Origin of the sequence: Kitasatospora sp. NPDC094028, assembly GCF_049543595.1 — a bacterium.
Classification (GTDB): Bacteria; Actinomycetota; Actinomycetes; order Streptomycetales; family Streptomycetaceae; genus Kitasatospora.
Map to the genome: position 1 here is coordinate 219524 of NZ_JBMVFA010000003.1, position 26996 is coordinate 246519.

The 26996-nt window shown below is 75.4% G+C and carries 27 protein-coding genes and 1 pseudogene; 11 read left to right on the plus strand and 17 right to left on the minus strand.

The window, feature by feature from the left end:
• Positions 1-24: 24 nt before the first annotated feature.
• The 5 genes from ACPC54_RS06670 (at position 25) to ACPC54_RS06690 (ending at position 4946) form a co-directional block, all read left to right on the plus strand.
• A complete protein-coding gene (locus ACPC54_RS06670) occupies positions 25-714 on the plus strand; it encodes a hypothetical protein (protein WP_498961910.1) in 690 nt (229 codons plus the stop codon).
• 6 nt (positions 715-720) lie between these two features.
• Entirely contained in the window at positions 721-2757 is a 2037-nt protein-coding gene (locus tag ACPC54_RS06675) for an ABC transporter permease subunit (protein ID WP_498961912.1), read from the plus strand.
• Entirely contained in the window at positions 2754-3509 is a 756-nt protein-coding gene (locus ACPC54_RS06680; protein WP_498961914.1) for an ABC transporter ATP-binding protein, read from the plus strand. Before ACPC54_RS06675 ends, ACPC54_RS06680 begins: the two co-directional genes overlap by 4 nt.
• A gap of 132 nt (positions 3510-3641) precedes the next feature.
• The gene (locus tag ACPC54_RS06685) at positions 3642-4364 is read left to right on the plus strand and encodes an ABC transporter ATP-binding protein (protein ID WP_498961916.1); all 723 of its coding nucleotides are present in this window, start codon (positions 3642-3644) and stop codon (positions 4362-4364) included.
• A gap of 96 nt (positions 4365-4460) precedes the next feature.
• The gene (locus tag ACPC54_RS06690; protein WP_498961918.1) at positions 4461-4946 is read left to right on the plus strand and encodes a hypothetical protein; all 486 of its coding nucleotides are present in this window, start codon (positions 4461-4463) and stop codon (positions 4944-4946) included.
• Between the two features lie 280 nt (positions 4947-5226).
• Here ACPC54_RS06690 and ACPC54_RS06695 read toward each other — a convergent pair whose 3' ends face one another.
• The 3 genes from ACPC54_RS06695 to ACPC54_RS06705 all read right to left on the minus strand — a co-directional run bounded on the left by ACPC54_RS06695 (position 5227) and on the right by ACPC54_RS06705 (position 7384).
• Entirely contained in the window at positions 5227-6006 is a 780-nt protein-coding gene (locus ACPC54_RS06695) for a GNAT family N-acetyltransferase (protein ID WP_498961920.1), read from the minus strand.
• Between the two features lie 115 nt (positions 6007-6121).
• Positions 6122-6331 (minus strand): hypothetical protein, encoded by a 210-nt coding sequence (locus ACPC54_RS06700; RefSeq protein ID WP_498961922.1) that lies wholly within the window; start codon positions 6329-6331, stop codon positions 6122-6124.
• An 84-nt stretch (positions 6332-6415) separates the two neighbouring features.
• On the minus strand, positions 6416-7384 hold the full coding sequence (locus ACPC54_RS06705) for a quinone oxidoreductase family protein (RefSeq protein WP_498961924.1): 969 nt from the start codon (positions 7382-7384) through the stop codon (positions 6416-6418).
• 164 nt (positions 7385-7548) lie between these two features.
• On the opposite strand from ACPC54_RS06705, the gene ACPC54_RS06710 reads away from it, so the two are divergent.
• The 3 genes from ACPC54_RS06710 (at position 7549) to ACPC54_RS06720 (ending at position 9954) form a co-directional block, all read left to right on the plus strand.
• A complete protein-coding gene (locus ACPC54_RS06710; RefSeq protein ID WP_498961926.1) occupies positions 7549-9006 on the plus strand; it encodes a helix-turn-helix transcriptional regulator in 1458 nt (485 codons plus the stop codon).
• An 86-nt stretch (positions 9007-9092) separates the two neighbouring features.
• Positions 9093-9356 carry a GNAT family N-acetyltransferase gene (locus ACPC54_RS06715; RefSeq protein WP_498961928.1) on the plus strand — a complete coding sequence of 88 codons (264 nt, stop codon included), beginning with the start codon at positions 9093-9095 and terminating at the stop codon, positions 9354-9356.
• Between the two features lie 139 nt (positions 9357-9495).
• Entirely contained in the window at positions 9496-9954 is a 459-nt protein-coding gene (locus ACPC54_RS06720) for a protein-tyrosine phosphatase family protein (RefSeq protein WP_498961930.1), read from the plus strand.
• Positions 9955-10343: 389 nt separating this feature from the next.
• Here the strand turns inward: ACPC54_RS06720 and ACPC54_RS06725 are convergent, their stop codons facing one another.
• The 4 genes from ACPC54_RS06725 to ACPC54_RS06740 form a co-directional block, all read right to left on the minus strand.
• On the minus strand, positions 10344-13190 hold the full coding sequence (locus ACPC54_RS06725) for a hypothetical protein (RefSeq protein ID WP_498961932.1): 2847 nt from the start codon (positions 13188-13190) through the stop codon (positions 10344-10346).
• Between the two features lie 431 nt (positions 13191-13621).
• Positions 13622-14644: an urea transporter gene (locus tag ACPC54_RS06730; protein WP_498961934.1), complete on the minus strand. Its 1023-nt coding sequence runs from the start codon at positions 14642-14644 to the stop codon at positions 13622-13624.
• Positions 14645-14805: 161 nt separating this feature from the next.
• Complete coding sequence (locus tag ACPC54_RS06735; protein WP_498961936.1) at positions 14806-15546, minus strand: dienelactone hydrolase family protein; 741 nt, start codon at positions 15544-15546, stop codon at positions 14806-14808.
• 174 nt (positions 15547-15720) lie between these two features.
• The gene (locus ACPC54_RS06740; RefSeq protein ID WP_498961938.1) at positions 15721-16077 is read right to left on the minus strand and encodes an RNA-binding protein; all 357 of its coding nucleotides are present in this window, start codon (positions 16075-16077) and stop codon (positions 15721-15723) included.
• Positions 16078-16237: 160 nt separating this feature from the next.
• Here ACPC54_RS06740 and ACPC54_RS06745 point away from each other — a divergent pair, with 160 nt between their 5' ends.
• Both ACPC54_RS06745 and ACPC54_RS06750 read left to right on the plus strand, forming a co-directional pair.
• On the plus strand, positions 16238-16771 hold the full coding sequence (locus ACPC54_RS06745) for a SigE family RNA polymerase sigma factor (RefSeq protein WP_498961940.1): 534 nt from the start codon (positions 16238-16240) through the stop codon (positions 16769-16771).
• Positions 16768-17676 (plus strand): hypothetical protein, encoded by a 909-nt coding sequence (locus ACPC54_RS06750; protein ID WP_498961942.1) that lies wholly within the window; start codon positions 16768-16770, stop codon positions 17674-17676. Before ACPC54_RS06745 ends, ACPC54_RS06750 begins: the two co-directional genes overlap by 4 nt.
• 97 nt (positions 17677-17773) lie before the next feature.
• Here the strand turns inward: ACPC54_RS06750 and ACPC54_RS06755 are convergent, their stop codons facing one another.
• The 5 genes and pseudogenes from ACPC54_RS06755 to ACPC54_RS06775 form a co-directional block, all read right to left on the minus strand.
• Positions 17774-18118 (minus strand): hypothetical protein, encoded by a 345-nt coding sequence (locus tag ACPC54_RS06755; RefSeq protein WP_498961944.1) that lies wholly within the window; start codon positions 18116-18118, stop codon positions 17774-17776.
• Positions 18119-18224: 106 nt separating this feature from the next.
• Positions 18225-18368: a hypothetical protein gene (locus ACPC54_RS06760; protein WP_498962465.1), complete on the minus strand. Its 144-nt coding sequence runs from the start codon at positions 18366-18368 to the stop codon at positions 18225-18227.
• 306 nt (positions 18369-18674) lie between these two features.
• Positions 18675-18890, minus strand: a complete 216-nt coding sequence (locus ACPC54_RS06765) for a hypothetical protein (RefSeq protein WP_498962467.1) — start codon at positions 18888-18890, stop codon at positions 18675-18677.
• A 50-nt stretch (positions 18891-18940) separates the two neighbouring features.
• Positions 18941-19141, minus strand: a pseudogene (locus ACPC54_RS06770) (nSTAND1 domain-containing NTPase); the annotation flags it as partial.
• Between the two features lie 129 nt (positions 19142-19270).
• Positions 19271-20230 carry a hypothetical protein gene (locus tag ACPC54_RS06775; protein ID WP_498961946.1) on the minus strand — a complete coding sequence of 320 codons (960 nt, stop codon included), beginning with the start codon at positions 20228-20230 and terminating at the stop codon, positions 19271-19273.
• 442 nt (positions 20231-20672) lie between these two features.
• Here ACPC54_RS06775 and ACPC54_RS06780 point away from each other — a divergent pair, with 442 nt between their 5' ends.
• Positions 20673-21872, plus strand: coding sequence for an esterase/lipase family protein (locus ACPC54_RS06780; RefSeq protein ID WP_498961948.1), 1200 nt, complete (start codon positions 20673-20675; stop codon positions 21870-21872).
• A gap of 61 nt (positions 21873-21933) precedes the next feature.
• On the opposite strand, the gene ACPC54_RS06785 is transcribed toward ACPC54_RS06780, so the two are convergent.
• From ACPC54_RS06785 to ACPC54_RS06805, 5 genes are all read right to left on the minus strand, one after another.
• Complete coding sequence (locus ACPC54_RS06785) at positions 21934-23019, minus strand: ABC transporter substrate-binding protein (RefSeq protein ID WP_498961950.1); 1086 nt, start codon at positions 23017-23019, stop codon at positions 21934-21936.
• Between the two features lie 77 nt (positions 23020-23096).
• Positions 23097-24362, minus strand: coding sequence for a serine hydrolase domain-containing protein (locus ACPC54_RS06790; RefSeq protein WP_498962441.1), 1266 nt, complete (start codon positions 24360-24362; stop codon positions 23097-23099).
• Positions 24363-24530: 168 nt separating this feature from the next.
• On the minus strand, positions 24531-25622 hold the full coding sequence (locus ACPC54_RS06795; protein ID WP_498961951.1) for a sensor histidine kinase: 1092 nt from the start codon (positions 25620-25622) through the stop codon (positions 24531-24533).
• Positions 25615-26370, minus strand: coding sequence for a response regulator transcription factor (locus ACPC54_RS06800; protein WP_498961954.1), 756 nt, complete (start codon positions 26368-26370; stop codon positions 25615-25617). The genes ACPC54_RS06795 and ACPC54_RS06800 overlap by 8 nt, the downstream gene beginning before the upstream one ends.
• A 141-nt stretch (positions 26371-26511) precedes the next feature.
• Entirely contained in the window at positions 26512-26982 is a 471-nt protein-coding gene (locus ACPC54_RS06805) for a hypothetical protein (RefSeq protein WP_498961956.1), read from the minus strand.
• Positions 26983-26996 lie beyond the last annotated feature (14 nt).

The following is a 26996-nucleotide window of genomic DNA, read 5'->3' on the forward strand; positions in this document are numbered from 1 at the left end:
AGGTGACACCATGAAGGCGGATCCATGGACGAATCGCAATCCGGCGGCGAAACCGCCCGGAAAGCCGCGCGGATGCCGCCCGTCCGGCATGCCGCCCGCCTCCTGCGGACGGCCCGGGGCGGGCGGGAGTGGGCCGGCTGGGTCCTGCTCACGGTCGGCGCCGTGCTGTGCGTGCTGGGCTGGTACGGGGTCTCCGGCGAGCGCTACGCCGAGCAGCAGATCCCCTACCTGGCCTCCTCCACCGTGCCGGGCGCGGCGCTGATCGTGGCCGGCGCGCTGCTCGTCGCGCTGCGGCCGGGCGGCGGCCCCGGTACCGGCCACTCGGGGGGCGGCTCCTCCGACGGTGACCTGACCGGCCGACGGGTGGCACGGCTGTACGAGCTGCTGGTCGAACCGGAGGACGGCGACAGCGGCGAGGCCACCGGTGCGGCGGACGCGGCCGGTGCGGCGGACGCGGCCGGCGGGGAGGGGTGGCTGGCGGTGCCCGAGGGCGCCCACTACCACCGGCCGCGCTGCCCGCTGGTCGCGGGCAAGGCCCGGACGGCGGCGGTGGACGGCGAGGCCGTCCGGGCCCGGGGGCTGACGCCCTGCCCGCTCTGCGAGCCCGCCGCACCCGACCCGCCGTCCGACCCGCCGTCCGACCCGCCGACCGACCCGCCGACCGACCCCGGCCTGCCCACCCGTCCGGGCGAACCCGCCCCGCCGACCGGCTGAACCGCGATGACCGTGCCGCCCGTACTGCTCGCCTCCGCACTCGATCCGCTCACCGTCGACCTCGCGCTCGCCGGGCTCACCGTGGGCAGCGCCGCCGCGCTCAGCGGCATCGGCCTGGTCGTCTGCCACCGCGCCACCGGCGTCCTCAACATCGCCCAGGGCGCCCAGGCCATGGCCGTCGCCTACCTGCTGCGCGACCTCGTGGTGGTGCGGCACTGGCCGGTCTGGCCGGCCGTCGCACTGTGCCTGCTGGTGGTCGCCCCGGCCCTCGGCGTGCTGCTGGACGTCCTGGTCTACCGGCCGCTGCAGCGGCGCGGGGCCGGGCCGGCCGAGACCATGGTCGCCGGGCTCGGGGTGTTCGTGCTGCTCATCGGCACCGCCGTCCTGCTGTGGGGGGCGGCGCCGCTGGCCGGTGCGCCCTCGCCGTTCGGCGGTGCGCCGATCCGGCTGCCCGGCGGGCACGGCCTGCGGCCCGACACCGTCGCCCAGCTGGCCGCCATCCTGGTGCTCGGCCTGGCCGTCGCCGCCACCACCCGCTGGACCGGGTTCGGCCTGCGGCTGCGCGCCGTCGTCGACGACGGCCGCCTCGCCGCCCTCTCCGGCGTCGACGCCGACCGGGTCTCCGCCGCCGGCTGGGCGTTCGGCACCTTCACCGCCGGGCTCGTCGGCGTCGCCCTCGCGCCCTACCTGCTGCTCGACCCGTACGGGCTGCCGCTGCTGGTGATGGAGACGATGGCCGTCGCCGTCGCCGCCCGGCTGCGCAGCATCCCGGTCGCCGTCGCCACCGGGCTCGGGCTCGGTATCGCCCAGGCCGAGCTGACCCGGCTGCGCCCGGCCGGGCAGTTGCTGCCGCTCGTCGAGGCCGTGCAGTCCAACCTGTTCGTGGTCGCGCTGCTCGCCACCGCGCTGCTGGCCGGGCCCCGCATCACCGGGGAGGAGCGGACGGTGAGCGCCCCGCTGGCCGTCCGGCCGCTCGGTGGTGGTGGTGCTGGCGCCGGGGACGACGGCCGGGGGCGGCTCGCCGGGGTGGTCTGCCTGGTGCTGCTCCTGCTGCCGTTCGGCTTCCGGGGCAACGACCTGCGCAGCGCCCTGCTGGTGCCCGCGCTCGCGCTGGTGCTGCTGTCCGTCGTCGTGGTGACCGGCTACGGCGGGCAGATCTCGCTCGGGCAGGCCGGGTACGCGGGCCTCGGCTCGCTCGGGACCGCGCTGCTGATGTCCGGCCGCGTCCCCGGACTGCCGGCGCTGCCCGCCGGGCCCGCGCTGCTGCTCGCCGTCCTCGCCACCGCGCCGCTCGGCCTGCTCACCGGGTGGCCCGCGATCCGGCGGCGCGGGCTGGCGCTCGCCCTCGTCACCTTCGCGGTCGGGACGGCGATGAGCCGGTTCGTCTTCGAGCAGCCGTACGCCACCACCGGGCTCGTCCTCGAACGGCCGTCCTTCCTCGCCGGGGACCGTGCCTTCTACCTCGCCGAGCTGCTGCTGCTCGGCGTCGGCCTGCTCGCCGTCCGGAGCCTGCACCGGGGGCGGCTCGGCCGGGCGCTGACCGCGATGCGGGACCACGAGCCGGGCGCGGTCGCGGCCGGCGTCGACGTGCCCGGGCTGAAGCTGTTCGCCTTCGTCGTCGGCGCGGCGCTGGCCGCGCTCGGCGGCGGGCTGACGGGGCTCGCCGGGCGGGCCTTCGACGCGGCCTCCTTCGACCCCGTGCGCGGGCTGCTCTGGTTCGCGGCCGTGGTCGTCGTCGGGGCCGACAGCGCGCTCGGCGCCGTCCTCGCAGCAGCGCTGCTGATCGGCCTGGACGCCGGCACCGTCGCGGGCGTCTCGGCCGTCGCCATCGGCACGCTCGCCACGGCCATCGGGCGCCTGCCCGGCGGGCTCGCCGCCCTCCCAGGCAGCCGCCGGCCCGGCGGAGCCGTCGCCCCGGGGCCGATCGCGCCCGTCGGGTCGGCCGGGCCCGCCGCGCCCCTGCCGCCCGGTCGGCTCTCCCCCGCCGGGCTGCGCGCCCGCGCGGCGATCACCGCCCGGCTCGCCCGGGAGCGGCAGCCGTGACCCCGCACCCGGACACGCCGCCGGGCGGGGTGAACGGCCGGCTCACCGCACGCGGGATCGTGCGGCGGTTCGGCGGGATCGAGGCCGTGGGCGGGATGGACCTGACCGCGCGGCCCGGACGGATCACCGCGCTGATCGGGCCCAACGGCGCCGGGAAGAGCACCCTCTTCGACTGCCTCGCCGGGACCGCCCGCCCCGATGCCGGACGGGTGCTGCTGAACGGACGGGACGTCACCCGGCTGCCCGCGCACCGGCGCGTCCGGCTCGGGCTGGCGCGCACCTTCCAGCAGATCGCCGTCTTCCCCACCCTCTCGGTGGCCGACAACGTCCGCGTCGGCGCCGAGCACCGGCACGGCCGCACCGACCCGCGCGCCGTCGCCGCACGGACCGCCCGGGCGCTGGCCCTGCTCGGCCTGCGGGACGTCGCCGCCGAACCCGCCGGCTCCCAGCCCACCGGCACCCTGCGCCTGGTCGAGCTCGCCCGCGCCCTCTCCGCCGAGCCCCGCGTCCTGCTCCTCGACGAGCCGGCCGCCGGACTCGACGCCGCGCAGACCGCCCGGCTGGTCACCGTCCTCCGGGGCCTCGCCGAGCGCGGCCTGGCGCTGCTGCTGGTCGAGCACGACGCCGGCCTCGTCGCCGAACTCGCCGACACCGTCTACGCCATGGCCCAGGGCCGAGCGGTCGCCGCCGGCCCGACCGCGGCCGTCCTCACCGACCCCCGGGTCGCCGAGGCCTGGGGCACCCGGACATGACCTCCTCCGCCCCGCACCCCCGGCCGGCGGATCCGGCCCACGGCACTCCCGACACCCCCGGCGCTCCCGGCACTCCCGACGCCCCCGAGGGCACCGCCGACACCCGCCACCAGCCCCCGAGGTGACCACCCCGTGCCACCCGCCGCCGCCCTCCTCTCCGCCCGCGTCCGCTACGGCCCCCTCGAAGCCCTCCACGGCATCGACCTCGCCTTCCCCGCCGGCGCGCTGACCGTCCTGCTCGGCCGCAACGGCGCCGGGCGGACGAGTGTGCTGAACGCGCTGGCGGGGGTGGTGCGGCTGTCGGGCGGACGGGTGGTGTGGCAGGGCCGGGACGTGAGCGGGCTGTCGGTGCATCAGCGGGCGCGCCGGGGCCTGGCCCTGGTGCCGGCCGAGCGCGGGGTGTTCGGCTCGCTGACCGTGGCCGAGAACCTGGAGCTGGCCCGGTCCCGACCCGGCCGGGACGAGGCACTGGACCTCTTCCCCGAGCTGGCACCGCTGCTGCCCCGCCGGGCCGGCGCGCTCTCCGGCGGACAGCAGCAACTCGTCGCGATCGGACGGGCGTTGGCGGCACGGCCGAGCCTGCTGCTGCTCGACGAACCCGAACGCGGCCTGGCCCCCGCCGTCGCGGCCCGGCTGCACGCGCACCTGCTGGCCGGTGCCGCCGCCGGACGGACCGTGGTCGTGGCCGCGCAGGCGCTGCCGCGCACCCTCGCCGGGGCGGCGGTGGCGTACGTGCTGCACCGGGGAGAGGTGGCCTTCGCCGGGGAGCCCGGCGAGACGGCCGCCCTCACGGGCCTCGCGGCGTTCCCGGCCCCCACCGGGATCGGCGACCGCACCGGGGGGACCGGACCCTGAAGGAGCGGACGACCGGCCCAGCGGCCCGCCGGAGCCCCCGGTACCATGGCCGAGCCCGTTTCGATCATGGTCGGAACGATGGGGCGAGGGGGAGTCATGAACCACACCGAGACACACACCGACGCACACACCGACGCACACACCGCCGCACGCGCCACCGCGCTGCGCGGGGCCGGCGGCCCGCTGCTGCTCGCCTGCCTCGGCTGGGCCTGCGCGGTGCCGACGCTCATCGCGGACGACGACGTCCGCGCTCTCGTGAGCACCTGCCACGACAGCCCCGGCGCCGCCGTGTACGTGCTGCCGCTCGCCTGGGCGGGCCTGGCTCTGGGCGTCGGCGCGCTCTGCTGGGGCGGCTGGCAGCTCGCCACCGGCCTGTGGCGCAGGACGCGCCCGTTCGGCCTGGGACGCGCGCTGCTCTGCGTGGTGCTGCCGGTGGCGGCCCTCGCCGTGCCCGTCCAGTACGCCCTCGTAGGGACGGCCGCGCACGACACCGGGACGCGGCACAGCACCTGCTTCGGGCTCGCCCCGCTCCCGGGCGCGACCGACCTGGTCGGGGCCGCCGGGGCCCCGCTCACGGTGTGACCCCCGCCGCCGGGCGCGCGCGACCAGCACGACCCCGGCGACACCGGCGGCAACGGCAGCGCCGAAGCCCCCCGCGCAGGAACGGAAGCGGAAAGAACGGAACGGACGGAACACGGCGGTTCTCCTCCCCGGGAGCCCGGACGGCCCCCGCAGTGCCCCCACCATGACCCCCCGCCACCCCGTCGCACATGTACCGATCGGCACAGCCCCGGCGCGCAAAACGCCGTGCCCCCTGCCGATCGGCAGGGGGCACGGCGCGAAGGCGGTCACCTCGGAGGCGTCAGGCCGCGCCCCGCACGTACGGCGTGGTCGTGGTCAGCCGGGCGAAGCCGAGGCGCTGCAGGATGGGGCGGCTCTGGTCGCTCGCGTCGACCTGGAGGTAGCGGTAGCCGGACGCGGCGGCGAGCCGCGCGCGGTGGGCGACCAGGGCGCGGTAGATGCCCCGCCCGCGCCACTCCGGCACGGTGCCGCCACCCCAGAGGCCGGCGAACTCGGTGCCGGGGACGAGTTCCATCCGCGCCCCGCACACCGGCCGGTCACCGGCCATCGCGACGGTCATGGTGACGGTCTCGGAGCCGTGCGCGAGGCAGTCCAGCAGCCGCCGCCGCTGGTTCGGGTTGGGGACGCCGAAGGCCTGCTCGGCGGCCTCGGCCAGCAGGTCGACCCCGGCGGCGTCGGTGACCGGGACCAGCCGGACACCCTCGGGCAGCACGACCTCGGTCGGCAGGTCGCGGATGTCGGCCACCATCACCGACTCCTCGTCCTCCGCGGTGAACCCGGCGGCCAGCAGCCGCTCGCCGAGGTCGGCGGGCCGGTCGTGACCGTAGGTCTTCCACTCGAATTCGAGGCCCAGGCCGCCGAAGTACCGCACCTGCGCGGCGATCGCCTCGTCCGCCCCCGCCTCGTCCAGGTCCGACCAGAGGATGCCGTTCCAGTCGTGCGCGACGCCGACCTGCCGCAGGACGGCACCGTCGCGCTCGATGCGGGTGGTGCCGCCGTCCCCCCGCGCCTCGCGTCGGAGCCGGCGGTCGAACAGGGCGAGGACGTCGTCGTGATCCATTCGCTCACTCCAGCACGGCCGGGCGCCCCCGCGCCAACGAATTTCCGCAGGCCACCCGCCGGAAAGGGCTCCTCCGGAAACGGGCCCCGGGGGGCGCGGGCCCGGGCGCGGGCGCCTACTGCGCCAGGTGCCCGCCGTCGATCGGCAGGACGTCGCCGGTCACGAAGGCCGCCTCGTCCGAGGCGAGGAACAGCACCGCCGCCGCGCCCTCGCGGACGCACCGTTCCGCGACGGCGCGCCCGATCCCGCCGGCCGCGCCCGCCACCACGGCCGTGCGCCCCGCCGGCCGTCCACCGCCACCGCCCACCGCCCACCAGGTTCGCACTCGTCGCGCGAGCGGACTCTGTCGACTTGTCGTCAGATAGCTTGCTGAACGACACAGTTGGGACGATGGCGACCCACTCGGCGGTCACACCGTCAGGACGATCTTGCCGCGCAGGTGCCCGTGCTCGCTGAGCCGGTGCGCCTCGACCGCCTCCGCCAGCGGCAGCACCCGGTGCAGCGGCAGCCGCAGGGCGCCCTCCTCGTGCAGGGCGAGCGCGGCGGCGTAGGCGCGCTGGTGGTACGGCTCGCCGCCGTCGGTGCCGCCGGTGAAGCGGACGCCGTGCTCGGGCGCGCCCATCGGGTCGGCGATGGTCAGCACGCGCTGCGCGTCGCCGGCCAGCTCGATCGACAGCGGCAGCACCCCGCCCTGGCCGGCGGCGTCCAGCACCCGGTCGACCCGGCCGCCCGGGGCGGCCGCCCGCACCCGCTCGGCCAGGCCCTCGCCGTAGGTGACCGGGATCGCGCCCAGGTCGCGCAGGTGGGCGTGGTTGGCCTCGCTCGCGGTGCCGATGACGGTGATGCCGCGCGCCCGGGCGAACTGCAGCAGCAGGGTGCCGACGCCGCCGGCCGCGCCGTGCACCAGCAGCGTCTCGCCGGGCCGGACGCCGAGGACGTCCAGGGCCCGCTCGGCGGTCTCGGCCGCCACCGGGATCGCCGCGGCCTCCGCCCAGCCGAGCGTGGCGGGCTTGTGGGCCAGCGTCGCGGCGTCCACCAGGGCGTGCTCGGCGTAGCCGCCGCCCATCGGTGCGCCGAACACCTCGTCGCCGGGCGCGAAGCCGGTCACGTCGGCGCCGACCGCCTCCACCACGCCGGCCAGCTCGTAGCCGGGGACGGCAGGGAAGACGACCGGGAAGAACGCGGCCATGGCGCCGCTGCGCAGCTTGTGGTCCAGCGGGTTGACGCCCACCGTGCGGACCGCGATCCGCACCTGGCCGGGGCCGGGGGCGGGCAGCTCGATCTCGACCGGGGCCAGCACGTCCACGTCGCCGAACCGGTCGAACGCGATCGCCTTGGTCGGGGTGCCGGCCGGCGTGCGGGTGGTGGTCTCGGTCATGGGAATCCCCTTGGTCCGTGGTGGGTTGTGGCCGGTGGCTCGTGTTCCTCCGACGTGTCCCATCCTGCGGTCCCGGCGGCGGGCGGCGGGCCGGCCGTTCGGACAGTTGCACCTGGCCGGAAGGACAGGTCGGCTCCGGCGGCCGGCGGGCTAGGCTCGGCACCATGGCCGACACCCGGGACGACACCCTGGACCACACCCTGGACACCCTGGACACCTTGAACACCGCGGACACCGCAGGCGACAGCGCGGACGGAAGCGCAGGCGACACCGCAGCCGGCAACGCGGACGACCGCACCTGGCGGGCCCACTGGGGCCGCCCCGAGGACGCGCTCGCGCACGCCGTCCAGGTCCTGCGCACGCCCCGGCCCGACCTGCTGCCGCGCCTGTCCGAGGTGCTCGGCACGCTCGTCCCGCACCAGGCGATCGCGCAGCTGAACGGCGCCTGTACCTTCTCCCCCGCCCGGACCATCGGCCCGCCCGAACTCGCCGACGCGATCAGCGGCCTCGACCTGTCCCGGCTGGCCGACCTCGCCGCCGGGGCCACCGCGCAGGGCCGGCCCTGGCAGGGCGAGACCGAACTCGCGGGCCGCACACGGACGGTGGTCGTCACCGCGACCACGCCGGGCGGCACCACCGGCGCGGTGCTGGTCCTCGTCCGGGCCGACGCCGAACCGGTCGCGCCCGGCGCGCTCACCGTGCTGCAGCAGCTGTGGGACCTCGTCGTCGCCCACTCCGAGCACCGCGCCACCGACGCCGCCCCCACCCACGCGGCGATCTCCCGCGCGGCCGCCAACGCCCGCGCCCGCAGCATCGCCGAGTTCACCGGCACGCACAACGCCGCGCTCGCCGCCGTCCTCGCGCCGCTGCGCTCGACCGCCCTCGACGACGCCACCGCCCGGCGCGCCGCCACCGACCTGGCCGTCACCGCCCTGCTCGACCTGCGCCGCGCCGCCGACCTCGACCGCGCGCTCAGCGAGGAGCCCGCCGACGCCGCGTTCGCCCGTCTCGACCGGGAACTGCGGCCGCTGCTGCGGCACACCCGGATCCGGCTCGACGTGGCGCCCCCGGTCGGGGCCGCCGCCCGGACCGTCCCCGCCGACACCGCGCACACCGCGCGCGACGCCGTCCGGGCGGCCGTGCTCGTCATGCTGGAGCAGGAGCGGCTGAGCCGGCTGCACGTCAGCTGGTCGCTCACCGGAGACACCCTGCACGCGGTCGTCCGCGACGACGGCCCCGGCCTGCTGCCCGCCGACGCCCTCGCCGTCCACCGCACGGCCGACCGGATCACCGCGCTCGGCGGCAGCTGCGCCGTCGAGGCCGTCCCCGGCTGGGGCACCACCGTCACCGTCGACCTGCCGCTCACCTCCCCCGAACCGCTCCTCGCCGCCGACCCGTTGGACGGCCTGCAGCCGCGCGAACGCGAAGTCCTGCTGGAGCTCGCCCAGGGGCGCCGCAACCGCGACATCGCCCAGGCGCTGCACATCAGCGAGTCGACGGTGAAGTTCCATGTCGCCAACATCCTCGGCAAGTTGGGCGTCGCCACCCGCGGCGAGGCGGCGGCCCTCGCGCACCGCTCCGGCCTGCCGGGCGGCACGGGGGTGCTGCACGTGGCGTCGTGACGGTCGACGGCGGGCCCGGGGTGTCGTCAGGGGCGGTGCCCGGTCGGTGAATTCGGTGGCCGCCGCCGGTCGCCGGTGATTCGCCGGTGATTCGCCGGTGGTCACACTGCCGAGATGGATCAGGTGACAGTCGCGGGTACTCCGTGGAGGCCACGCGGGCCCTGTGCGACTGGGGCTGGGCCACGCTCGACGTGCACCGCATCGAGTGGTGGGCCATGGCCGGGAACACCGGCTCGCGTGCCGTCGCCGAGAGGCTCGGCTGCACCGTCGAAGGGACACTGCGCCGTCGCGGTATCGCCAACGACGGTGAGCCGCACGACTGGTGGGCGGGCGGACTGCTGCGGCCCTGACGCCCGGGCCACGGGCGGGCCCGCCCGTGGCCGGCCGTGCGTGGCTTCGCCGTTCCCGACCACTCCGGCGGGCGGGGGTGAGAGGGTGGGCGTCCGACGACACCGTGGAACGTCCGGCGACACCGTGGAAAGCGAGACCATGACCCAGCCTCCCGCCCCCACCACCTGGGACCCGTCCGCCCCCGGCGTGCTGCGGCTGCCGTCCGGCCGGCTGCTGCGCGGCCGCGGACTGCTGCGCCCGCTGCCGCCCGGGCCCCGGCCCGAGGCCGGCTTCTACCTGCTGGGCCGGCCGCCCGCGGCGATGGACTGGCCGGGCCGGTGGGTGCGCTGGCCCGACTTCCGGCTGCCCGCCGACCGCGCCGACGCGGCCGACGCGTTCCGCGAGGCCTGGGAGCGCTGCGCGACCGAGCGCGTCGAACTCGCCTGCGCCGGCGGGCGCGGCCGCACCGGGACGGCACTCGCCTGCATCGCGATCCTGGACGGCGTCCCGCCCGCCGAGGCGGTGGCGTACGTGCGGGCGCACTACGACCGGCACGCCGTCGAGACGCCCTGGCAGCGGAAGTTCGTGGAACGCCAGCCCCCGGTGCCGGCAGGCTGAGGCCCCACGCGGTCCGGCTCGCCGTCCCGCCGTCCCGCCGTCCGGAGTCCGCCGTCCGGACGGGGAGACCGCGCCGATCGGGGAGGCGTTCGGGATCGTGGCCTCCGGACACGCGGGCGGGGCGGGCGGGGCGGGCGGGGCGGGGCGGGCCAGGCTGCGACGGGTGGACGGCCCGCCCGACGCACCCGCGGCCGGCTTCCGCCCCGCCGCCCTGAGCGAGCCCCAACCCGCCCCGGCCACGCCGGAGTTGTTCCCGAAGGGACGGGCGGGCCGGAACTCTCCGGCCCGCCCTTCGCGGCGCTGTCGACGGGGACGAGCTTCCTGCTCTTCGTCGTCGAGGTGCCCCCGGCCGCCCGGGCGCTACCCGCGGCCCGTGCCGTCGCCGGCCGTCACGGCTGGTCGCCCGCGCGCAGTTCGGTGGTGAGCCGGCGCCGGCCGGCGACCAGGGTCTCCAGGACGACGGCGAGGCCGACCAGCAGGGCCAGGCCGCCGGTGGGCAGCAGGACGGGCAGCGGCGCGGGGGCCAGGGCGTGGCCGACGCGGGCGCCGACGAGGGTCGAGAGGTCGAGGGCGGGGCCGAGCAGGGCGACGGCCGCGAGGGCGGCGAGGGCGCCGCCCGCGGTGGCGGTGAGGGTTTCGGGCAGGGCTTCGGCGACCGTCAGGGCGAGGCCCTGCCGGGGCCGCAGGCCCATGGTGCGCAGCCGGGCGAGGACGGCGGCGCGGTCGGGTGCGGCGCGCAGCAGTGTCAGGAGGACGGCGAGCAGGGCGAATCCGGCGGCGGCGAGGGCGGCGAGGCGGAAGAGTCGGCCGGCGGCCTGCTGGAGGGGGTCGGCGGCGAGTTCGGCGGCGAGTTCGCGGCTGCTGCGGACGGTGTAGCCGGGTGGGAGGCCGTGGGTGCCGCGGCCGGCGGCGGTGGCGTCGGCCTGGATGAGTTCGAGGATGCCGGTGGGCTGGGTGAGGCCGCGTTCGCGCAGCAGGGACCGGACCTGTTCGGGGTCGGGGTCGCCGGCGGCGAGCCAGGTGGTGGCCGGGGCGAGTTCGGGGAGGCGGTGGGTGGCGGGGCCGGCGGGGACGACGACGAACGGCAGGCTCGGGTCCGGCAGGGCGGGGGTGGCGGTGACGGTCCCGGCGACGGTGGTGCGCAGGTCGCTGCCGCTGGGCAGGTGCAGGGTGGGCGGTCCGGCGGCGAGGCGGGCGGCCAGGTCGCGGCTGAAGAGCGCGGGCACGGGGGTGTCGGGGCCGCCGGTGGTGGCGAGCGTGGCCGGGTCGAAGGTGCCGGCTCCGGCGGCGCGGGCGAGTTCGGCGTACGCCTGCGGTTCGGCGACGACGGCGATGACCTTGGTGTAGTCGGCGCCCGCGCCGACGAACAGGGCCCGGGGTTCGACGTGGACGGTGGTGGCGGTGCGGACGCCGGGCAGGTGGGCGGCGGCGTCGGTGAACGACGGTGCCAGGGTGGCGAATTCGGGGACGGTGACGGCGATGTCGCCGCCGGTGGCGAGGCGTGCGGCGCGGATCCGGCCGTGGTCGACGGCGTCGAGCACGGTGGTGCCGAAGCCGGTGGCGGTGACGGCGATCAGCAGGGCGAGCAGCGGCAGGGCGGAGGGCCGGCGGCGGCCGGTGGTGCCGCGTGCGGCCCGGGCGAGGCCGAGGAAGCCGATCAGGCCGCGGCCGCGGCGGGCGAGGGCGGCCAGTCGGCCGATCAGCAGCGGGTGGAGGCGGGCCAGCAGCAGTCCGGCGGTGACGGCGAGCAGCAGGGGCGCGGCGATCAGCAGCGGGTCGGACGCGGTGCCGGCGTGGCCGAGGCCGCGGCGGCGGGCTTCGGCCACGGCGGCGACGGTGACGGCCAGGACGGTGAGTTCGCCGACCAGCCGGCGCCGGCCGCCGCCCGCCCGCGCCCCGGACCCCGCCTCCGGTCGTGCCCCCGCCCCGGACCGGGACCACAGCAGCGCGGCCCGGACGGGGAAGGCCAGCAGGGCGAGCAGCGTCGCGGCGAGCGCGGCCGTCACCGCGTGGCCCCAGCGCGGGGTGGGCAGCAGTAGCAGGGCGAGTGCGGTGCCGAGCGCCGCCGCGGGCAGGACGGTCACCGCGCCCTCGCCGAGCAGCCGCAGCAGCACGCCGCCGCGCGAGCCGCCGCGGGCGCGCAGCAGGTGGAGTTCGGCGCGGCGCCGGTCGGTGGTGAGCGCGGCGGCCAGGCACAGCACGACGGCGGCGGCGCCCGCGACGCCGGCCGGGCCGATGGCGCCCAGCGGCACGGCGGCCCGGTAGCGGGCGTCGGCGCGGTCGAGGGTGTCCGGCAGGTAGGAGGCGGTGCGCAGGTCGGTGCGGCCGGTGGCGGCGACCAGGGTCTTGGCGTCGCGCCCGCTCAGGAAGGAGCGCACGGTGGCGCGGGTGCCGTCGAGCCGGTCGGCGCGCAGGGCGGCGGGGTCCACGGGCAGTCGCCAGAAGTCCTCGGCGCCGGCGCCCCAGCGGGCGAGGGCGGGCAGGCTGTCGCCGCCGGTGAAGCCGGTGGTCTGCCACCAGTCGTGGCCTTCGCCGTCGAGGCGCAGGCAGGCGCGGTCCGGGCAGCCGAGGTCCTCCCAGAACGGGTCCTGCGGGTCGTTGACCCGGTAGAGGCCGACCACCGTGGTGCTGCGCGCCGCGCCGGACTCGTTGGTGCCGTTGTCGATGGTGTCGCCGAGTTTGACGCCGATGGTCTCGGCGGCGCGGCGGTTCAGCACGATCGGCAGCGGGCCGTCCGCGGCGGCCGGTCCGGGCCAGGTGCCGTCGGTGAGGGTGACCCGGTCGGCGAGGCCGTGCAGGTAGAGCAGGTCCATCGTCGGGGCGGTGCTCGGGACGATCCGGGCGTAGCCCGGGTTGTTCAGCGGGGCCTGGCCGCCGGCCCGGGCGCCGTGGGCCTCGCCGGGCGGGGAGAGGGTCAGGGCGGTGCCGAGGCGGTCGACGAGGGCGCGCCGTACGGTGGCGAGGCCGGCGGCGGTGTCGGTCGGGCGGGTGCGGGAGGTGTACTGCAGGCTGGTCGTGTGGAGGCCGCGGTGGCTCACGTAGTCGTGCAGCGCGGCGTCGGCGCCGCGGTCCTGGATCCGCGGGAAGGCCGCCGCGAGGAAGACGGTGACGAGGGCGAGGGCCGCGGTGAGCAGCGCGGCCGGGAGGTCGGCGCGCAGCCTGGTGCGGACCCAGCGGACGGGGCGGCCCGCGGCTGCGGTGGCGGGCGCGGCGGTCCGGGCGCGGCTGGTGGTCATGCTTCCTCCGGGCCCGTCCGTGCGTGTTCGGGCCGCGCGTGGGTGTTCGGCGGCATGCTGATGACCCGTCTGTGCACGGATCACCGGCGGCGGTTCGCCGGAGAGCGGACGACTTCGCCGGACAGCGGACGATGCTGTCAGACTCGATCGAGGAACGGAAGGGTCGTGTCCGCTCTTTGCGGCGGCGGGCGGCAGTGGGCGGCGGCGGGTGGAGTCCGCGGCTGTGCGGCCCTACCGGCAGTTTGCCTCCGCCGCGAAAATTTCCGCCGACGAGCTGAACCCGGCGGGCCGCGAGGGACGTTGACGGTAGTGGAGCGGGTTCGCGGGCGTCGGCGTGCTGAGGGGCCGATGGACGCCCGGGGCTTCCCGTACCGGCGCCCACACCCCTGAGGGCGCCGGTACGGGACCAACGTCCGTATGGTGTAGGGGACTTACGTGGGGTCCGGGGCCCGGGCCGCCCGCAGGCGCGGGATCACCGGGACGGCTGCCAGGAAGGCCAGGGTGGTCAGCACGAACGGCCAGGTGAAGGCGTGGCCGCCGGAGGGCGCGGCGATCGCGCCGAGCGCCGGGGTGAGGACGGTGGCGGACGCCGCGCCGAGCAGCGCGTAAGCCCCGTTGCGCACGCCGGGCGTGAGGAAGGCCCCGCAGAGCGCGAGAGCCGTCAGCACGCCGCTGTAGCCGTACAGGCCCTGGCCGACCTGTTCCCCCGGCGCGCCGAGTGCCCAGGCGGTGAGCAGGGCGGCGGCGCTGCCCGCGCAGGCCGTCAGGGCGGCGATCCGGCTGGCCGCGAGGAGGCCGGCCAGGACCAGCAGGCCGCAGTACCACTGCGGGAGGAGGAAGACCTGTCCGAAGTCGGCGAGGAAGCCGTGCCAGAGCTGGCCCCAGGTGAGGCCGCCCGGCCCGGCGGCCGGGGCGGGCAGGGCGGCGGCCGGGACGGCGGGGTCGGGCCACAGGCGCCGGAAGCCGGGTGCGGCGACCGTCACGGCGGTGGCGACCAGGCAGAACGGTGCCGTCAGCACGGGCAGCCGCCGGGGGCCGAGCAGCGCGCCGAGGGCTGCCGTGAGCACCACGGTGACGGCGGCGCCGAGGACGGCGACGGCCACGGTGGCGGGGCGGTCCGGGTCCAGCAGGACGGCGCAGGCCAGCGCCGCCAGGCAGCCGTTGTAGCCGTGCAGCCCGGCTTCGACGGCGTCGGAGGCAGCTCCGGTTCCGCTGCCGAGGCCCAGGGCGTGCGCGACGGCGGTGGCGGCGGCGCAGCCGAGCAGGCCGTAGGCGCCGTCGTGCCAGTCGGCGGCGAACAGGGCGGTGGCGAAGAGGAGTCCGCAGGCGGCGGAGCGCATGAAGGCGACCTGGCCGAACCCGCGCAGGACGGCGACCGCCCAGGCGGCGGACGGCGGTTGGGCGGCGGACGGACGGGCCGCGGCGGGGCCCTCCGCCCCCTGGTGCTCACTCATGCCGCGCACCCTAGTGGCGCCCGGCCCGGCGGTCACCCGATGTCACCGGCTGGACGCCCACCGGAACTCCGGGGGGGGCGCAACCGAGTCCGCGCGCCCCGCCCCTCCCCGCGCCCCGCGTGCCCCACCCCCGGCCCGCGCCCCACCCCTCCCCGCGCGCCCTACTCCTCCCCCAGCAGCCGCCGCCGCAGCGAGCCCTCGGCGGCCGCCAACTGCCGCTCCGGCACGTCGCCGTGGCCGCCCGGGTTGGCGTGCAGCGTCCGGTCCGGGGAGCCGAAGGCGCCGTAGAGGGCGAGCGCCCCGGCGCGCGGGACGAGGGCGTCGTCCCACTGCATCAGGAAGTCGAGCGGCGCGGTGACCCGGCCGGCCGGCTCGTTCTGCGACTCGTGGCCGGTCAGGCCGAACACGGCGGCGCCGATCCGCGGTTCGGCGGCGGCGAGCGGGATGCCGATCACGCTGCCCAGCGACAGTCCCCAGAACCCGACCCGGCCGCAGCCCTCGCCCTCCTCCCGCAGCGCGTCCAGGACGGCGGTCCACTCGGGCACGGCCCGCTCGGCGACGGCGGTGGTGTGCCGGGCGACCCAGGCGCTGATCGGCCGACCGGCGGCCTGCAGTTCCGCGATCTCGCCGCCGAACCGCTCGTCGGCCGGGGTACGCGGCCGCTCCCCGTGCCCGGGCGCGTCGAGCGCCACCGCCGTGGACCCGGCGTCCGCGACGAACCGGCGAGCCCGGTCGACCAGTCCCGGTGCGAGCTTGTGCCCGCCGCCGCCGTGCCCGAGCAGCACCAACGGCCGGCCGTACCGCATCGGGCCGGTGGGCCGCCAGAGGACGCCGGGCACCGCGCCGAGGGTGAAGGGGTACTGGACGACGCCGTCCGAGAACGTCCGCGTACCGATCCGCACGATGAATCCCCCTTCGCCCTGCTCGCCTGCCGGGCCCGGCCGTCCGGGCCGCTCGAACAGGCGCTCCGGCAACGTATCGCGGACCGGCGCTCACGCCGGGGGGGGGGCGGGCGGGTGTCCGCGCGCGGGCCGGGCCCCGGCCGACCGGGCCGCCGGTGGTGCGGTCCGGCAGGCTCAGAGCGCCGGTCGCGCCGGTTCCAGCGCGTCGGCGCGCCGCTCCAGGTCCAGCGCGATGTCGTCCCAGTCCGGGCCGTGCGACCACAGGCTCCGGGCGGCCTCGCGCATCAGCTCCGGGTCGTCCGGGCGTTGCAGCAGCACGAGCCGGTACGCCAGGTTCCGCACCCATACCGGCAGTTGCCCGTCGACCAGGTGCGGGCACAGCTCGCGCAGCATGGCCAGGATCGGCTCCGCGCCGGCGAAGGTCAGCCGCTCGACGAAGGCGGACTCGACGTGCTCCTGCGGGCAGTCGGGCACGGGCCCGTACTCGTCCCCGTAGAGGCACCGGGCGTGCTCGGTCAGCGTGCTGTGCATGGCCGACACCCTACGAGCCCGCGCCGCGCCGATCGGACGCCGACCCCGGCTGAGCCCTGCGCACCCCCCGGGCCGTGGCACCGGGCGGAGGGGGCGGGCGGGAGGCGCGGGTAAGCGCTTTCCCCCGCCCCCGGGCTCTAGGTGGGTGAGGAGGTGCTCAATGGGAGAACCGAAGAGCGACCGGGACGAGGAGTTCCAGGCGTTCATCGTCGGGGCCTGGCCGCGGCTGCTGCGGACGGCATACCTGCTGGCCGGCGAGCAGTACGCGGCGGAGGACCTGGTCCAGTCCGCGGCGGAGCAGTCCTGCGCGTCCTGGTCGAGGGTGCGCCGGGCGGACGACCGGTACGCCTACGTGCGGCGGATCCTGGTGAACCAGCACGCCCGCCGCACCCGGCGGCGGCCGCCGGAGCTGCTCGTGGAGGCGGTGCCGGACGCGGCCGGCACCGAGGACGGCTACGCCCGCTCCGACCAGCGCGGGGCGCTGCTGGCCGCGCTGGCCACCCTGCCGCCGCGGCAGCGCCAGGCGGTGGTGCTGCGGCACTGGGAGGACCTGAGCGACAGCCAGACGGCGACGGCGATGGGCTGCTCGGTCGGCGCCGTGCGCAGTCACGCGGCGAAGGGCATCGCCAAGCTCCGCCAGGTCTCGACGCTGGTGGAACCCAAGGACAGGACCCACATCGGAGGTGCGGTATGAGCTCGAACGGTGACCACGACACGGACCTGTGGGTCAGCCTGGGCATGGCCGAGGCGGCGGCCGAGACGAAGATCGTCCCGGCGCCGCTGGCGGACATCATGCAGGGCGGCCGCCGGATCCGGCGCCGCCGCCGCACGGTGGTCGGCGCGGTGGCGCTGGCCTCGGTGGTGGCGCTGGGCGGCGGCGCGCTGGCGCAGCTGCGTCCGGCGCCGGTGGGCAGCGGCACGACGGCGCTGGCGCCGGCGGCGGCCGGGTCGTCCGCCCCGACGAACGCGGCGGCCCCGACGAACGCGGCGGCCCCGGCGCAGCGGGATCCGCTCAAGCCGACCCGGACGCTGCTCGCCCGGGGGACCACCAACGGCCACGAGTGGAAGGTGTGGCGGGCGATCTGGCCGCTCGCGCCGAAGGAGCGCGCGTTCGAGCAGGCGACGGCGTTCTGGCAGGAGCGCAGCACCTACAACCCGCGGGTGACCCGACCGACCGAGGACTTCGTCCGGCAGTACTGGCAGCCCGACTCCGACCTGGTGAACGACTACGTCGAGGTGGACGGCGTCCGGCAGAGCCACGACAGCGGCGGCAGCATCGTCGCCGAGGGGCACATCGCGGAGCAGGCCGCGCACCAGACCACCTTCGGCGCCGGCATGCTCGGCCACTACAGCAAGGACGACCCGGGCCCGTTCTTCCCGGCGGAGGTCGGGCTGGTCGACCTCGGGCCGCGCGTCGGCAAGGTGTTCGTGACCTGGTCGGACGACACCAGGACGGAGCTTCCGATCGTCACCGTGCCCGGCTCCCCGATCCGGGTGGTCGCGATGGGGCAGCCGCAGGACAAGCGGGCGAAGCTGTGGGAGTTCTTCGACCAGGACGGCGGGAAGATGCCGAACGAGGGCACCACGCTGTTCCGTTGACGCCCGGCCCGGCGGAGCCGACCGGGCGCCGGCCCCTCACCCCCGTGGGGCCGGCGCCCGGTCCTCGCGCGTCCGGAGCCGTCACCGCCGGGCGGGGTCAGACGGCCTCGGCCTCCGGCTCGGGCGTGTAGCGCGCCGCGACGAGGCGGGCGATGACGCGCAGCCGCTCGTAGTAGGAGCGGGCGTACGGGTCGGTGATCCGCGGGAGCACGGTGTCGAGCTCGCCGCAGCACTGGTGGAGCATGGCGACGCCCTGGCGGTCGAGGCCGCGGTTGAGTTCGCCGGTGACCAGGCCGGCCGTGGCGGAGTCGAGGTACACCAGGTCGATGCCCTCGATCTCGTTCCGCTTGACGCAGTCCGGGAACTTCGCCTCCCAGTGCCGGCGCCAGAGTTCGGCGAGTTCGGCGTCCGCGGGGGTGGTCGAGGGCAGTGAGGTCTCCATCCGCCCAGTCTCGCCGCCGGGGGCCGTGGCGCACCAGCACATTTCGCCGGTTCGCCCGGGCCCCCTCTCCCCTCGGCCGTCGATCAGCAGCCCTGACCGTCGACCGTCAGCCCTGACCATCGATCAGCAGCCGCGCCGCGACCGCGGCCCCGTCCGTCCGGATCCGCCCCCGCACGGCGACCGCCCGTTCGCGCGTGGCGCCGTCGAGGGCGCGGGCGAGCGCGGCGGTGAGGCTGTCGGCGCTCGGCACCGGCCGGGCACCGCCTCCACCCCGGCGACCGCCAGCCGCCGCGCGAACTCCTCGTCCGGCGGCGCGCACACCGTCGCCCGCACCCCCGACTCCCGCAGCCGCACCGCCAGCGCGGCCAGCGGCTGCACGTCCCCGCGCGACCCGTACGTGGACAGCACCACTCGCATCCCGTGGATCTCCCAACTCGCCCTGCTCCGGCCTTGAGTGGGACATTCTGGGGCGCCTGGGGGGGCCTTGCGGCAAGGCCCCCGGCGCGCTATGCCTTGAGAGTGGCGGGGAGTGGGTCCACCTCCGGTCGCCGTACCCTCAACTCCGCGCGCGGGTGTCCTGGTAGGGCAGGCCGACTGCGTAGAAGCGCTCCCAGTCCTCGCGCGACAGCCCTCCCCCGGCGATCCGGCAGGCCAGGCCGACCGGGTCGGCGGCGATGGCGGGCAGGGCGCCCAGGTCCCAGAACTGGGCGGTACCGTCCTCGCGGAGCACGAGCAGCGTCTTCCGGTCGGTGCTGAAGCGGACGTCCTGCACGTTGCCGGCGGAGTCGGGGAGGTCGACGGCCAGGCCCGGGACGGCCGGGTCGGCGACCGCGTAGAGGCGGACGAGGCCTCGTTGATCCTGACGAGGTTGCGGAAGATCGCCTCGACGGCCCGACTGCCGTCCTTGTCGAGCCCCAGGTAGACGTCCTCGGCGGTGGCCCCGATGGCGCCGTGGCACGAACCGAACATCCGATAGCAGTACGCCGTCAGCTCGCCCCGGTGCGGCTCGAATCCATCGGCCATCGCGCTGGACCGGCATCGGGCCGCCTGGCTAAGCGCCGAAGACAAGATCAGCAGCCACTCAACAGCCCCAGCCGAACAAGATCCCCAAGTGCGAGATCAAGAACTCGCCACAGCGAAGACGATGAGCCACTACTCCCGACCGGATGACTTAGGCGAGACTGTCTGACCCGGGGGCGCCAGTATTCGCTTCCGGGAATCAACGAGCGCTTTCGCCGTCTCGGCTAGTGACTGGATCTGCGTGTCACCGAGGACCTTCGACTTCAGACCCCGGTCATTCCCGTTACCACCAAAGATCGGGTCGTTCCAGGGCGCATCGAGCAACCTATAGAAGTTGCCCTCCGAGTCATCGATGTGTTTGGCATATCTGTCACAGGCGTCATCGAGCTGCCGACAGGATGACGTCAGGTTCGCCAGCAATGAGTGCGTGCTGTCCGGCTTCACCGGGTAGCACTGCTCGCCAACGAAGCCGGCGAAGAAACCTGCGATCGCCTGATTCATCTCGCCCTCCAGGGAATCGGCGATGATGCGCAGAGCGCCCTGTGCATCGCCCAGGGTCTCTTCAGTGCGCCGGTGGGCAGCCTGCCAGGTCTTCGACACCTTCCTCAGCTTGTCCGGGTTCCCACGGTACTTGTCCCCCCAGACCCACCTGTCGACACCGCTTGTTCCACCGACCACCTCCGGCAGGTTCTCATCGGCGCCTTTGGGGGTGGCCGCATACCCGCCAGACGTCGCCCACCCTGGCGCCATACCAGCACCGGGGCTGCCACTCGGATTCGGGTACGCACCGCCGAGATCCCCAACTATCGCGTCCTCAGTGGCCTGAAAGTTCCTCGCGGCCTGATGCAAATTCACAGCGCTGAGAGTCATGTACTGCCGAGCGCAGGCCAGTTGGTTCAGCACCTCTTTTGACGCCGGCTTGTACACCGCCGCGAAGATCTCTCCCGCCTCATCATCGCCGATCATCCCACCGGACTCGCTCAGGCCCGACGCAAGAATCTCCGCAGTTGCATCCAGCCCGCGGGCAGCCTCATCCAGCCTGTCGGCTCCCCTGACCAAGTCGGCTATGTTGACCGTGTATCCGCCACCCATTCCACCCCCGCTTTCTTATCAACTACGCCCCACACCAGGACATTGCGCTCAACTGGCGATCAAAGTTCAGTCGGCGCACCCCGGGCTCCCAGCGGCGCGACGCCACCCCTAGCCCAACGCCCCCACGCAGGCCCTCGTCGAGGCGTTGCAGCCGAACCACTTCACCCACGTCGCGCCAAATGCAGCCATGCCTGACCACGCGCCGCGATCCACCCTTCGGCCACCTCCGGAGGCGATCAGATGACAGGGAAGTACCAGACACCACAAAGAACTTCATCACACTATCTGACAACTCATCAGATGTTCACTCATTGGAGTGATGCGTGCATGATGCACGGAAGTGCGTGGGTAGGTCGGGTCCCGACGGGCGGGCCCCGGTCCGGTCGTCCTCCCCCCTCAGCCGGTTCGCTGCGGGGCTTACCCACCCTTGGAAGGACTTGCCTTGACCACCCAGAACGAGCCCGGAATCGAGCCCTTCGGCTTCCTCGCGCCGCCCGCGCCGCCGGAGATCCCCGCCGCGCCGGCACCCGACGAGACCTGGCCGCTGCCCGGCGGCAAGGCCTGGGTGTACCTTGCCAACCCCAAGCACGGGCTCGTCAGGCCGGTCATCCTCTCCGACGGCTTCAACACCGGCCCGAGCAAGCTCGACGAGCTCTACCACGGCCTGGAGCGCGGCCAGTTCCCCCTCATCAGCCAGCTGCGCGCCCGCGGCCGCGACCTGATCCTGATCGGCTACGACGAGCGCAGTGCCCGCATCCAGGACAACGCCCTGGCCGCCAGGGAATGCATCCAGCGGGCCAACGCCGAGAAGCTGGGCGGCGCGCAGCTGACGGTCGGCGGCTTCAGCATGGGCGGCCTGGTCACCCGCTACGCCCTGCTCCGCATGGAGAGCGACGGCATCGACCACCAGACCGCCACCTACCTGTCCTACGACAGCCCGCACCGCGGCGCCTGGATCCCGATGGCCCTCCAGGGCTTCGCCCACTTCCTCACGGCCACCCCGGCTCTGTCCAAGCAGATCAACAGCCCGGCCGCCCGCCAGCTGCTGTGGCGCCACATCGAGACCGTGGAGGGCACGCCCCGCGAGGACCCGCTGCGCACCGAGTTCCTGGCCGAGCTGGAGCGGATGGGCAGCTGGCCCCGGCGCCCGCGCCTGCTCGCCGTCGCCAACGGCGCCGGGAACGGCGGCGGCAACGGCGTGAAGCCCGGCATCGACGCCATCAAGGTCACCTCCGGCTGGTTCAAGGGGACCACCCTGCGCACCCAGTCGATGGGCACGGCCCAGGAGGTGGCCCACCTCAAGGGCCTGCTGTCCGAGAAGCGCGTGGTCACCGACGACCTGCCCGAGCTGGACGGCGCCCCCGGCGGCACCCTGGAGAGCTTCGGCATCGCCGGTGAGAAGCTGAAGGCCACCGGCACCGTCGAGATCGAGCCCGGCACCGAGTCGATCTGCTTCGTCCCCGCGGTGAGCGCGGTCTCCGTCCGCAACCTGGACACGCAGGCGGACGTCTACGCCGACATCGAGCAGTTCTCCCCGGACGAGAGCGACGTCGACGACTTCCTGTGCTCGTCGACCAACACCCCGCACAGCGCCATCACGCCCGAGCTGGCCGAGTGGATCCTGGACCGCCTGCCCGAGTGATCCCGCCCGCACCCCGGTCCGGCCCCACCGCGTGCGGCGGTGGGGCCGGACCGCGCTGTCCTCAGCCGGTGTGCAGGATCCGGAAGCGAGCGGCGTCCGCCGGATCCCGGTCGACGACCTGGACCGGCGGCCACGCCCACTGCCACACGCTGACGCCCGGCACCCGGGAGAACCGGATCCGCCTGCGGGTGCCCTCGACGTCGACGCCCGGCCAGGCCCCGGCGCCGGCCCTCTCCGACCGAAGCAGCTCGGCGAGCACGGCGACCGTGTCGTACCCCTCGAAGGCGACGAACGAGGGCGCGGCGCCCAGCCGTTCGCGCAGGCCCGTCTCGACGCGCAGGCCGAGCGGGCCGAGCCGTTCGGGCCGGTAGCGCAGGAACGGGATCGCGGAGCCGTCCCCGCCGAGCAGCGCCGTCCACTCGGCGAACTCCGGCTGCCCGGCCGGGGCGCCGATCAGGACGTCGGCGAGGCGGGGGTCGGCGCGCACGGCCCTGACCACCGAGGCGGCCGGCTCCGGATGCCCGGCGAGGAGGAGGACGGCGGTGGCACCCCGCTGGGCGAGTTCGTCGCACACGGCGGCCGGGTCGAGCACGGTCAGGTCGAGTTCGTCGACGGTGCCACCGCGCGCGGCGACGTGCTCGCGCAGGATGCGGGTCCCGGCGGCCCAGTACACGCTGGGCTGGGCGGCCACCGCGATGCGGCGATGCCCGGCGGCGAGGAGGAAGTCGGCGTAGATCCGCCAGCCGTGGGACTGGGCCGGGCACAGGCGCGCGACCGAGTCGGTCGGCTCGTCGGTGAGCGCGTCGAGCACCGCCGAGGAGCAGAGGTACGGCAGGCCGAGCGCCGAGGCCCGGGCGGCGACGGCGCGGGCAACGACGCTGTGGTACTCGCCCGCCAGGGCGGCCACGCCCAGGCCGGCGAGTTCGTCGACGGCCGTCTCGGCCCGCCGCGGATCGGCCGCCGTGTCCCGCACGAGCAGATCCAGCGGCCGTCCGCCGATCCCCCCGGCGGAGTTGACGTCGCGGACGCCCAGTTCGAGCCCGGCCAGCAGGTGCCGCCCGGCCTCGGCCCACCCGGGCCGGGTCAGCGGAGCGAGCGCCCCGATCCGTACGGACGGCCCGTCAGCGTGCAGTGGTGGAGAGGTCATGCGACGAAGTCTCCACCACCTTCCCTGCTCGTCGGGCACCGAGGCAGCCCTGGACCCTACCGGTCAACCGGGCCGCTTCAGCCCCCACCGCCACCCCCGCCACCCCCACCGCCACCGCCACCGCCACCGGGCGAAGCCCCGGTGACGGCCTGCATCTCCCGCGTGGTGATCTCCTGCCGTGGCAGGCCGTCGCAGTTGCCGAGGATCACGCCGACCCAGCCGGTGTACGGGTAGACGCTCCAGCTGGCGGTGACACCGGGGTTGCCGCCGGCGCGCCCGAACATCCACTGGCCGTTGACGATGCGGACCGGCATGTCGTAGGCCCCGAACGACGAACCGCCGTGGGGGATCTTGGCCCCGGTGAGCAGCTCGGCCCAGGGCCGGTCCAGCACCGTGCCGTCGCCCAGCGCGCGTGCGAGCCGGACCAGATCCGGTGCGGTGGCGAAGCCGCCGTCCCCGGGGGCGTCGATGAAGCTGCGGCCCGGGTTCTTGCCGAGGACGTCCGGGGACGGGCTGCTCCTGTCCAGGTTGCGGATCGCGTCCACCTGGCTGCCGTCCGCCAGCGTCATGTACGGGTGCGCGATGTGCTCGTCGGTGAGCCACTGCGGCCTGGTGCGGAACCCCGAGTCGGTCATGCCGCAGCGCCCGAAGATGTTCTCCTGCACGTAGTCCCAGTACGTCTTGCCGCTCACGGCCTCGACGATCAGCGCGGGGATGCCGATGTCGGCGCCGGAGTGTCCGGTGGGAGTGCCGGGGGCGGCCACCGGCTTGGACTGCCGGACCCACTGCTCGTAGTACTGGTGCACCTCCTCCTGGCTCTGGAAGGTGCGCTGCACGTCCTCGTCCGGGGTGTCCAGCCCGGAGGCGCCGGACAGCAGGTGGTGGATGGTCACCTGATCGGCGATGTCCTTGGGGAAGCCCTTCAGGTGGGTGCCCACCGTGTCCGACAGGCTCAGCTTTCCCTGCTGTGCCAGTTGCAGGACGGCCACCGCGCCGAACGGCTTGCCCGCCGAGGAGAGGCTGAACGCGATGCCTTCGTCATTGCGGATCCCCTTCTCCCGGTCGGCCATGCCGTAGCTGCGGGACAGCACCGTCCTGCCGCGGTGCGACAGCATCACCACGCCGGAGAACTTCCCCTCCGCGGCCAGCTTCTCCACGTACTGGTCATAGGCTCCGCCGGGACGGGTGGCCGGTGGGATCTCGAAGTCGGTGGGGACCGCTTCGGCGTGGCCGGGTCGGGAGCCCAACAGCGGCGCGCCGGCCGCCACCGCGCCCGCCGCCGCCAACCCGCCCCACCCGAGCAGCCGCCGCCGGTTGATGCCACGTACGGGATCCGAGTCCATGATCACGGTCCTCTCCTGATCGACAAATCGACCGTCGCAGGTCTACGGGGCCGCCATCGGCCATCGATCACCCACCCGTGCGGTCCCCGTGCCTCCAGTGAAGACGGACGGCTGTTGCCGTGGCGTATGCGGTTCTTGATACGCCCGCGACACACCGGAATCCGGGCGTCAGGGCACCGGCGCCTCTGTGCGCGGAAACCGGATCGTGACGAGGAGACCGCCGGCGGGACGGGGGGCGAGGTCGATGGTCCCGCCGTGTGCCCGGACGATGCTGTGCACGATGGCCAACCCGAGTCCGGCCCCGACGTGTTCGTCGGTGCGGGTGCGTTCCGTTCCGCACCGGAAGGGTTCGGTGAGGGTCGGCAGGAGCTCCGCCGGGACCTGGGGGCCGGTGTTCTCGACCCGCAGCACGCCGGCGTCCCGCTGCGACTCGGTGTGGACCGTGACGGTGCCGCCGGAGGGGAGGTTGTGGACGACGGCGTTCTGGACGAGGTTGGTCACCATCCGCAGAATGAGCGCCGCGGAGCCAGGGGTCTCCGCCTTCTCGCCGGTGACGTCGAGTGTGATCCGGCGCTTCTCGGCGAGGGGAAGCAGCGTCTCGGCGGCTTCCTCGGCGACGAGGGACAGGTCGACGGGCTCGCGGGTGAAGCTCCTGCGGTCGGCGCGGCCGAGCAGCAGGAGGGCCTCGGTGAGGTCGATCGCCCGCGCGTTGACGGTGTGGAGGCGTTCGATGAGTTCGCCCTGGTCCCGTGTGGGGTCGTCGCGGGCGAGGTCGAGGAGTGCCTTCGAGATCGCCAGCGGGGTGCGCAGTTCGTGGGAGGCGTTCGCGGCGAACCGCTGCTGTTCGGCGACGTGGGATTCGAGTTGTTCCAGCATGGTGTCGAACACGTCGGCGAGTTCCCGGAATTCGTCTCGGGGACCTTGCAGGCGGACCCGGTGGGACAGCGATCCGTCCGCGGCCAGCCGGGCCGCGTCCGCGATCCGGGTGAGCGGGGCGAGCATCCGTCCGGCGAGGATCCATCCCCCCAGGAGGCCGAACGCCAGCAGGAAGGCCAGCGCCACGGCCGCGGCGGGGGCGAACACGCGCACGAGGACGTAGCGGTTGGGTGCGACCCCGAGAAGGCCCTGGGGGCTGTCGGGGACGTAGCGCAGCAGGAACACCCGCACCACGGCCAGCAGGAGAGTGCCGGCGACGAGGAGGAATCCGGCGTAGCTGACGGTGAGTTTCAGGCGCGCGCTGAGCCCTGGGCGCCTAGGCATGCGTGCTGCCGGGGTGGGTGGTGTCCATCCCGGTGTCCGTGCCGGCGTCCGTGCCAGCGTCCGTGCCAGTGTCCGTGCCGGCGTCCGTGCCAGTGTCGATCCGGTAGCCGACGCCGGGCACCGTGGCGATGAGCCATGGTTCACCGAGCCGTCTGCGCAGAGCGGAAACGGTGATGCGGACGGCGTTGGTGAAGGGGTCGGCGCTGGCGTCCCAGGCCCGCTCCAGGAGTTCCTCGGCGCTGACGACACCGCCCTCGGCGGTGACGAGCACTTCGAGCACGGCGAACTGCTTCCGGGTGAGCGCGACGTAGCGTCCGTCGCGGAAGACCTGCCGGCGGAAGGGGTCCAGCCGCAGGCCCGCGATCTCGCTGACCGGGGGGCGGGCGTGCGCGCGTCTGCGGTCCAACGCCCGTAGCCGCAGCACGAGTTCCCGGAGCTCGAACGGTTTGGTGAGGTAGTCGTCGGCGCCGAGCTCGAACCCGGACGCCTTGTCGTCGATCCGGTCGGCAGCGGTGAGCATGAGGATCGGGATGCCGCTGCCGGACGCGACGATCCGCCGGGCGATCTCGTCGCCCGAGGGGCTGGGGATGTCGCGGTCGAGGACCGCAAGGTCGTAGGAGTTGACGCCGAGCAGTTCCAGAGCGGAGTTGCCGTCGCCGGCGACGTCGGCGGCGATCGCCTCCAGCCGCAGAGCGTCCCGGACGGCTTCGGCCAGGTACGACTCGTCCTCCACGATCAACACGCGCATACCTGGAGCCTAAGCGGCACGGCATATCGCCGACATATGCTTCGTCACCCGGCCCGAACTCGTCCCCACCGTCGCCCGCCGCGACGGCGCCTCCGAACTCCGGGCAGGCAGCGAGCTGTTCGCGGTCCGGCCCCGCTCTCGTCATCCCCACGCGGGGTCGGCCAGGCGGCGGTGCCACCAGAGGTGCGCCGTCCACTCGCGCCGGTCGGCGAAGGGGTCGGGGAGGGTGCGGCGTCGGTACTCCGTGTCCAAGGGGCGGAGCAGGAGGGCGAGTTCGGCGCGAGCGCGTGGTGGCAGGCGTTCCAGAGCGGCGTCCAGGACGTCGCGGCAGTGCCGGACGTCGTCGAAGGCGCAGCCCGGGCAGGACGGGCACTCCGAATCCCGGGGGTACAGCGGGCGGTTGCTGCGTGGATGCAGGAACGCGCGGTAGCCGCGCAGGGCTTGGTCGGTGGCGCCGGGGCCGAGGTGGAAGTCCGGGTACAGGCGCTCCACGCGGTGGACGTCCCGGCTCGCGCGGAGGGAGAGCCCGGGGATCCGCAGGGGCGGGGTGGGCGCCCAGACGCGGGGCGCGGGTTGTTGGGCGCGCAGTGCGCGCGGCCGCTTACGCGGCATGGGCCTTTCGGCAG

Coding starts and splice junctions, on each gene's coding strand:
- ACPC54_RS06670 (WP_498961910.1), top strand. CDS start 25: ATGGACGAATCGCAATCCGGCGGCGAAACCGCCCGGAAAGCCGCGCGG.
- ACPC54_RS06675 (WP_498961912.1), top strand. CDS start 721: ATGACCGTGCCGCCCGTACTGCTCGCCTCCGCACTCGATCCGCTCACC.
- ACPC54_RS06690 (WP_498961918.1), top strand. CDS start 4,461: ATGAACCACACCGAGACACACACCGACGCACACACCGACGCACACACC.
- ACPC54_RS06695 (WP_498961920.1), bottom strand. CDS start 6,006: ATGGATCACGACGACGTCCTCGCCCTGTTCGACCGCCGGCTCCGACGC.
- ACPC54_RS06705 (WP_498961924.1), bottom strand. CDS start 7,384: ATGACCGAGACCACCACCCGCACGCCGGCCGGCACCCCGACCAAGGCG.
- ACPC54_RS06710 (WP_498961926.1), top strand. CDS start 7,549: ATGGCCGACACCCGGGACGACACCCTGGACCACACCCTGGACACCCTG.
- ACPC54_RS06720 (WP_498961930.1), top strand. CDS start 9,496: ATGACCCAGCCTCCCGCCCCCACCACCTGGGACCCGTCCGCCCCCGGC.
- ACPC54_RS06725 (WP_498961932.1), bottom strand. CDS start 13,190: ATGACCACCAGCCGCGCCCGGACCGCCGCGCCCGCCACCGCAGCCGCG.
- ACPC54_RS06730 (WP_498961934.1), bottom strand. CDS start 14,644: ATGAGTGAGCACCAGGGGGCGGAGGGCCCCGCCGCGGCCCGTCCGTCC.
- ACPC54_RS06740 (WP_498961938.1), bottom strand. CDS start 16,077: ATGCACAGCACGCTGACCGAGCACGCCCGGTGCCTCTACGGGGACGAG.
- ACPC54_RS06745 (WP_498961940.1), top strand. CDS start 16,238: ATGGGAGAACCGAAGAGCGACCGGGACGAGGAGTTCCAGGCGTTCATC.
- ACPC54_RS06750 (WP_498961942.1), top strand. CDS start 16,768: ATGAGCTCGAACGGTGACCACGACACGGACCTGTGGGTCAGCCTGGGC.
- ACPC54_RS06755 (WP_498961944.1), bottom strand. CDS start 18,118: ATGGAGACCTCACTGCCCTCGACCACCCCCGCGGACGCCGAACTCGCC.
- ACPC54_RS06775 (WP_498961946.1), bottom strand. CDS start 20,230: ATGGGTGGCGGATACACGGTCAACATAGCCGACTTGGTCAGGGGAGCC.
- ACPC54_RS06785 (WP_498961950.1), bottom strand. CDS start 23,019: ATGACCTCTCCACCACTGCACGCTGACGGGCCGTCCGTACGGATCGGG.
- ACPC54_RS06790 (WP_498962441.1), bottom strand. CDS start 24,362: ATGGACTCGGATCCCGTACGTGGCATCAACCGGCGGCGGCTGCTCGGG.
- ACPC54_RS06795 (WP_498961951.1), bottom strand. CDS start 25,622: ATGCCTAGGCGCCCAGGGCTCAGCGCGCGCCTGAAACTCACCGTCAGC.
- ACPC54_RS06800 (WP_498961954.1), bottom strand. CDS start 26,370: ATGCGCGTGTTGATCGTGGAGGACGAGTCGTACCTGGCCGAAGCCGTC.
- ACPC54_RS06805 (WP_498961956.1), bottom strand. CDS start 26,982: ATGCCGCGTAAGCGGCCGCGCGCACTGCGCGCCCAACAACCCGCGCCC.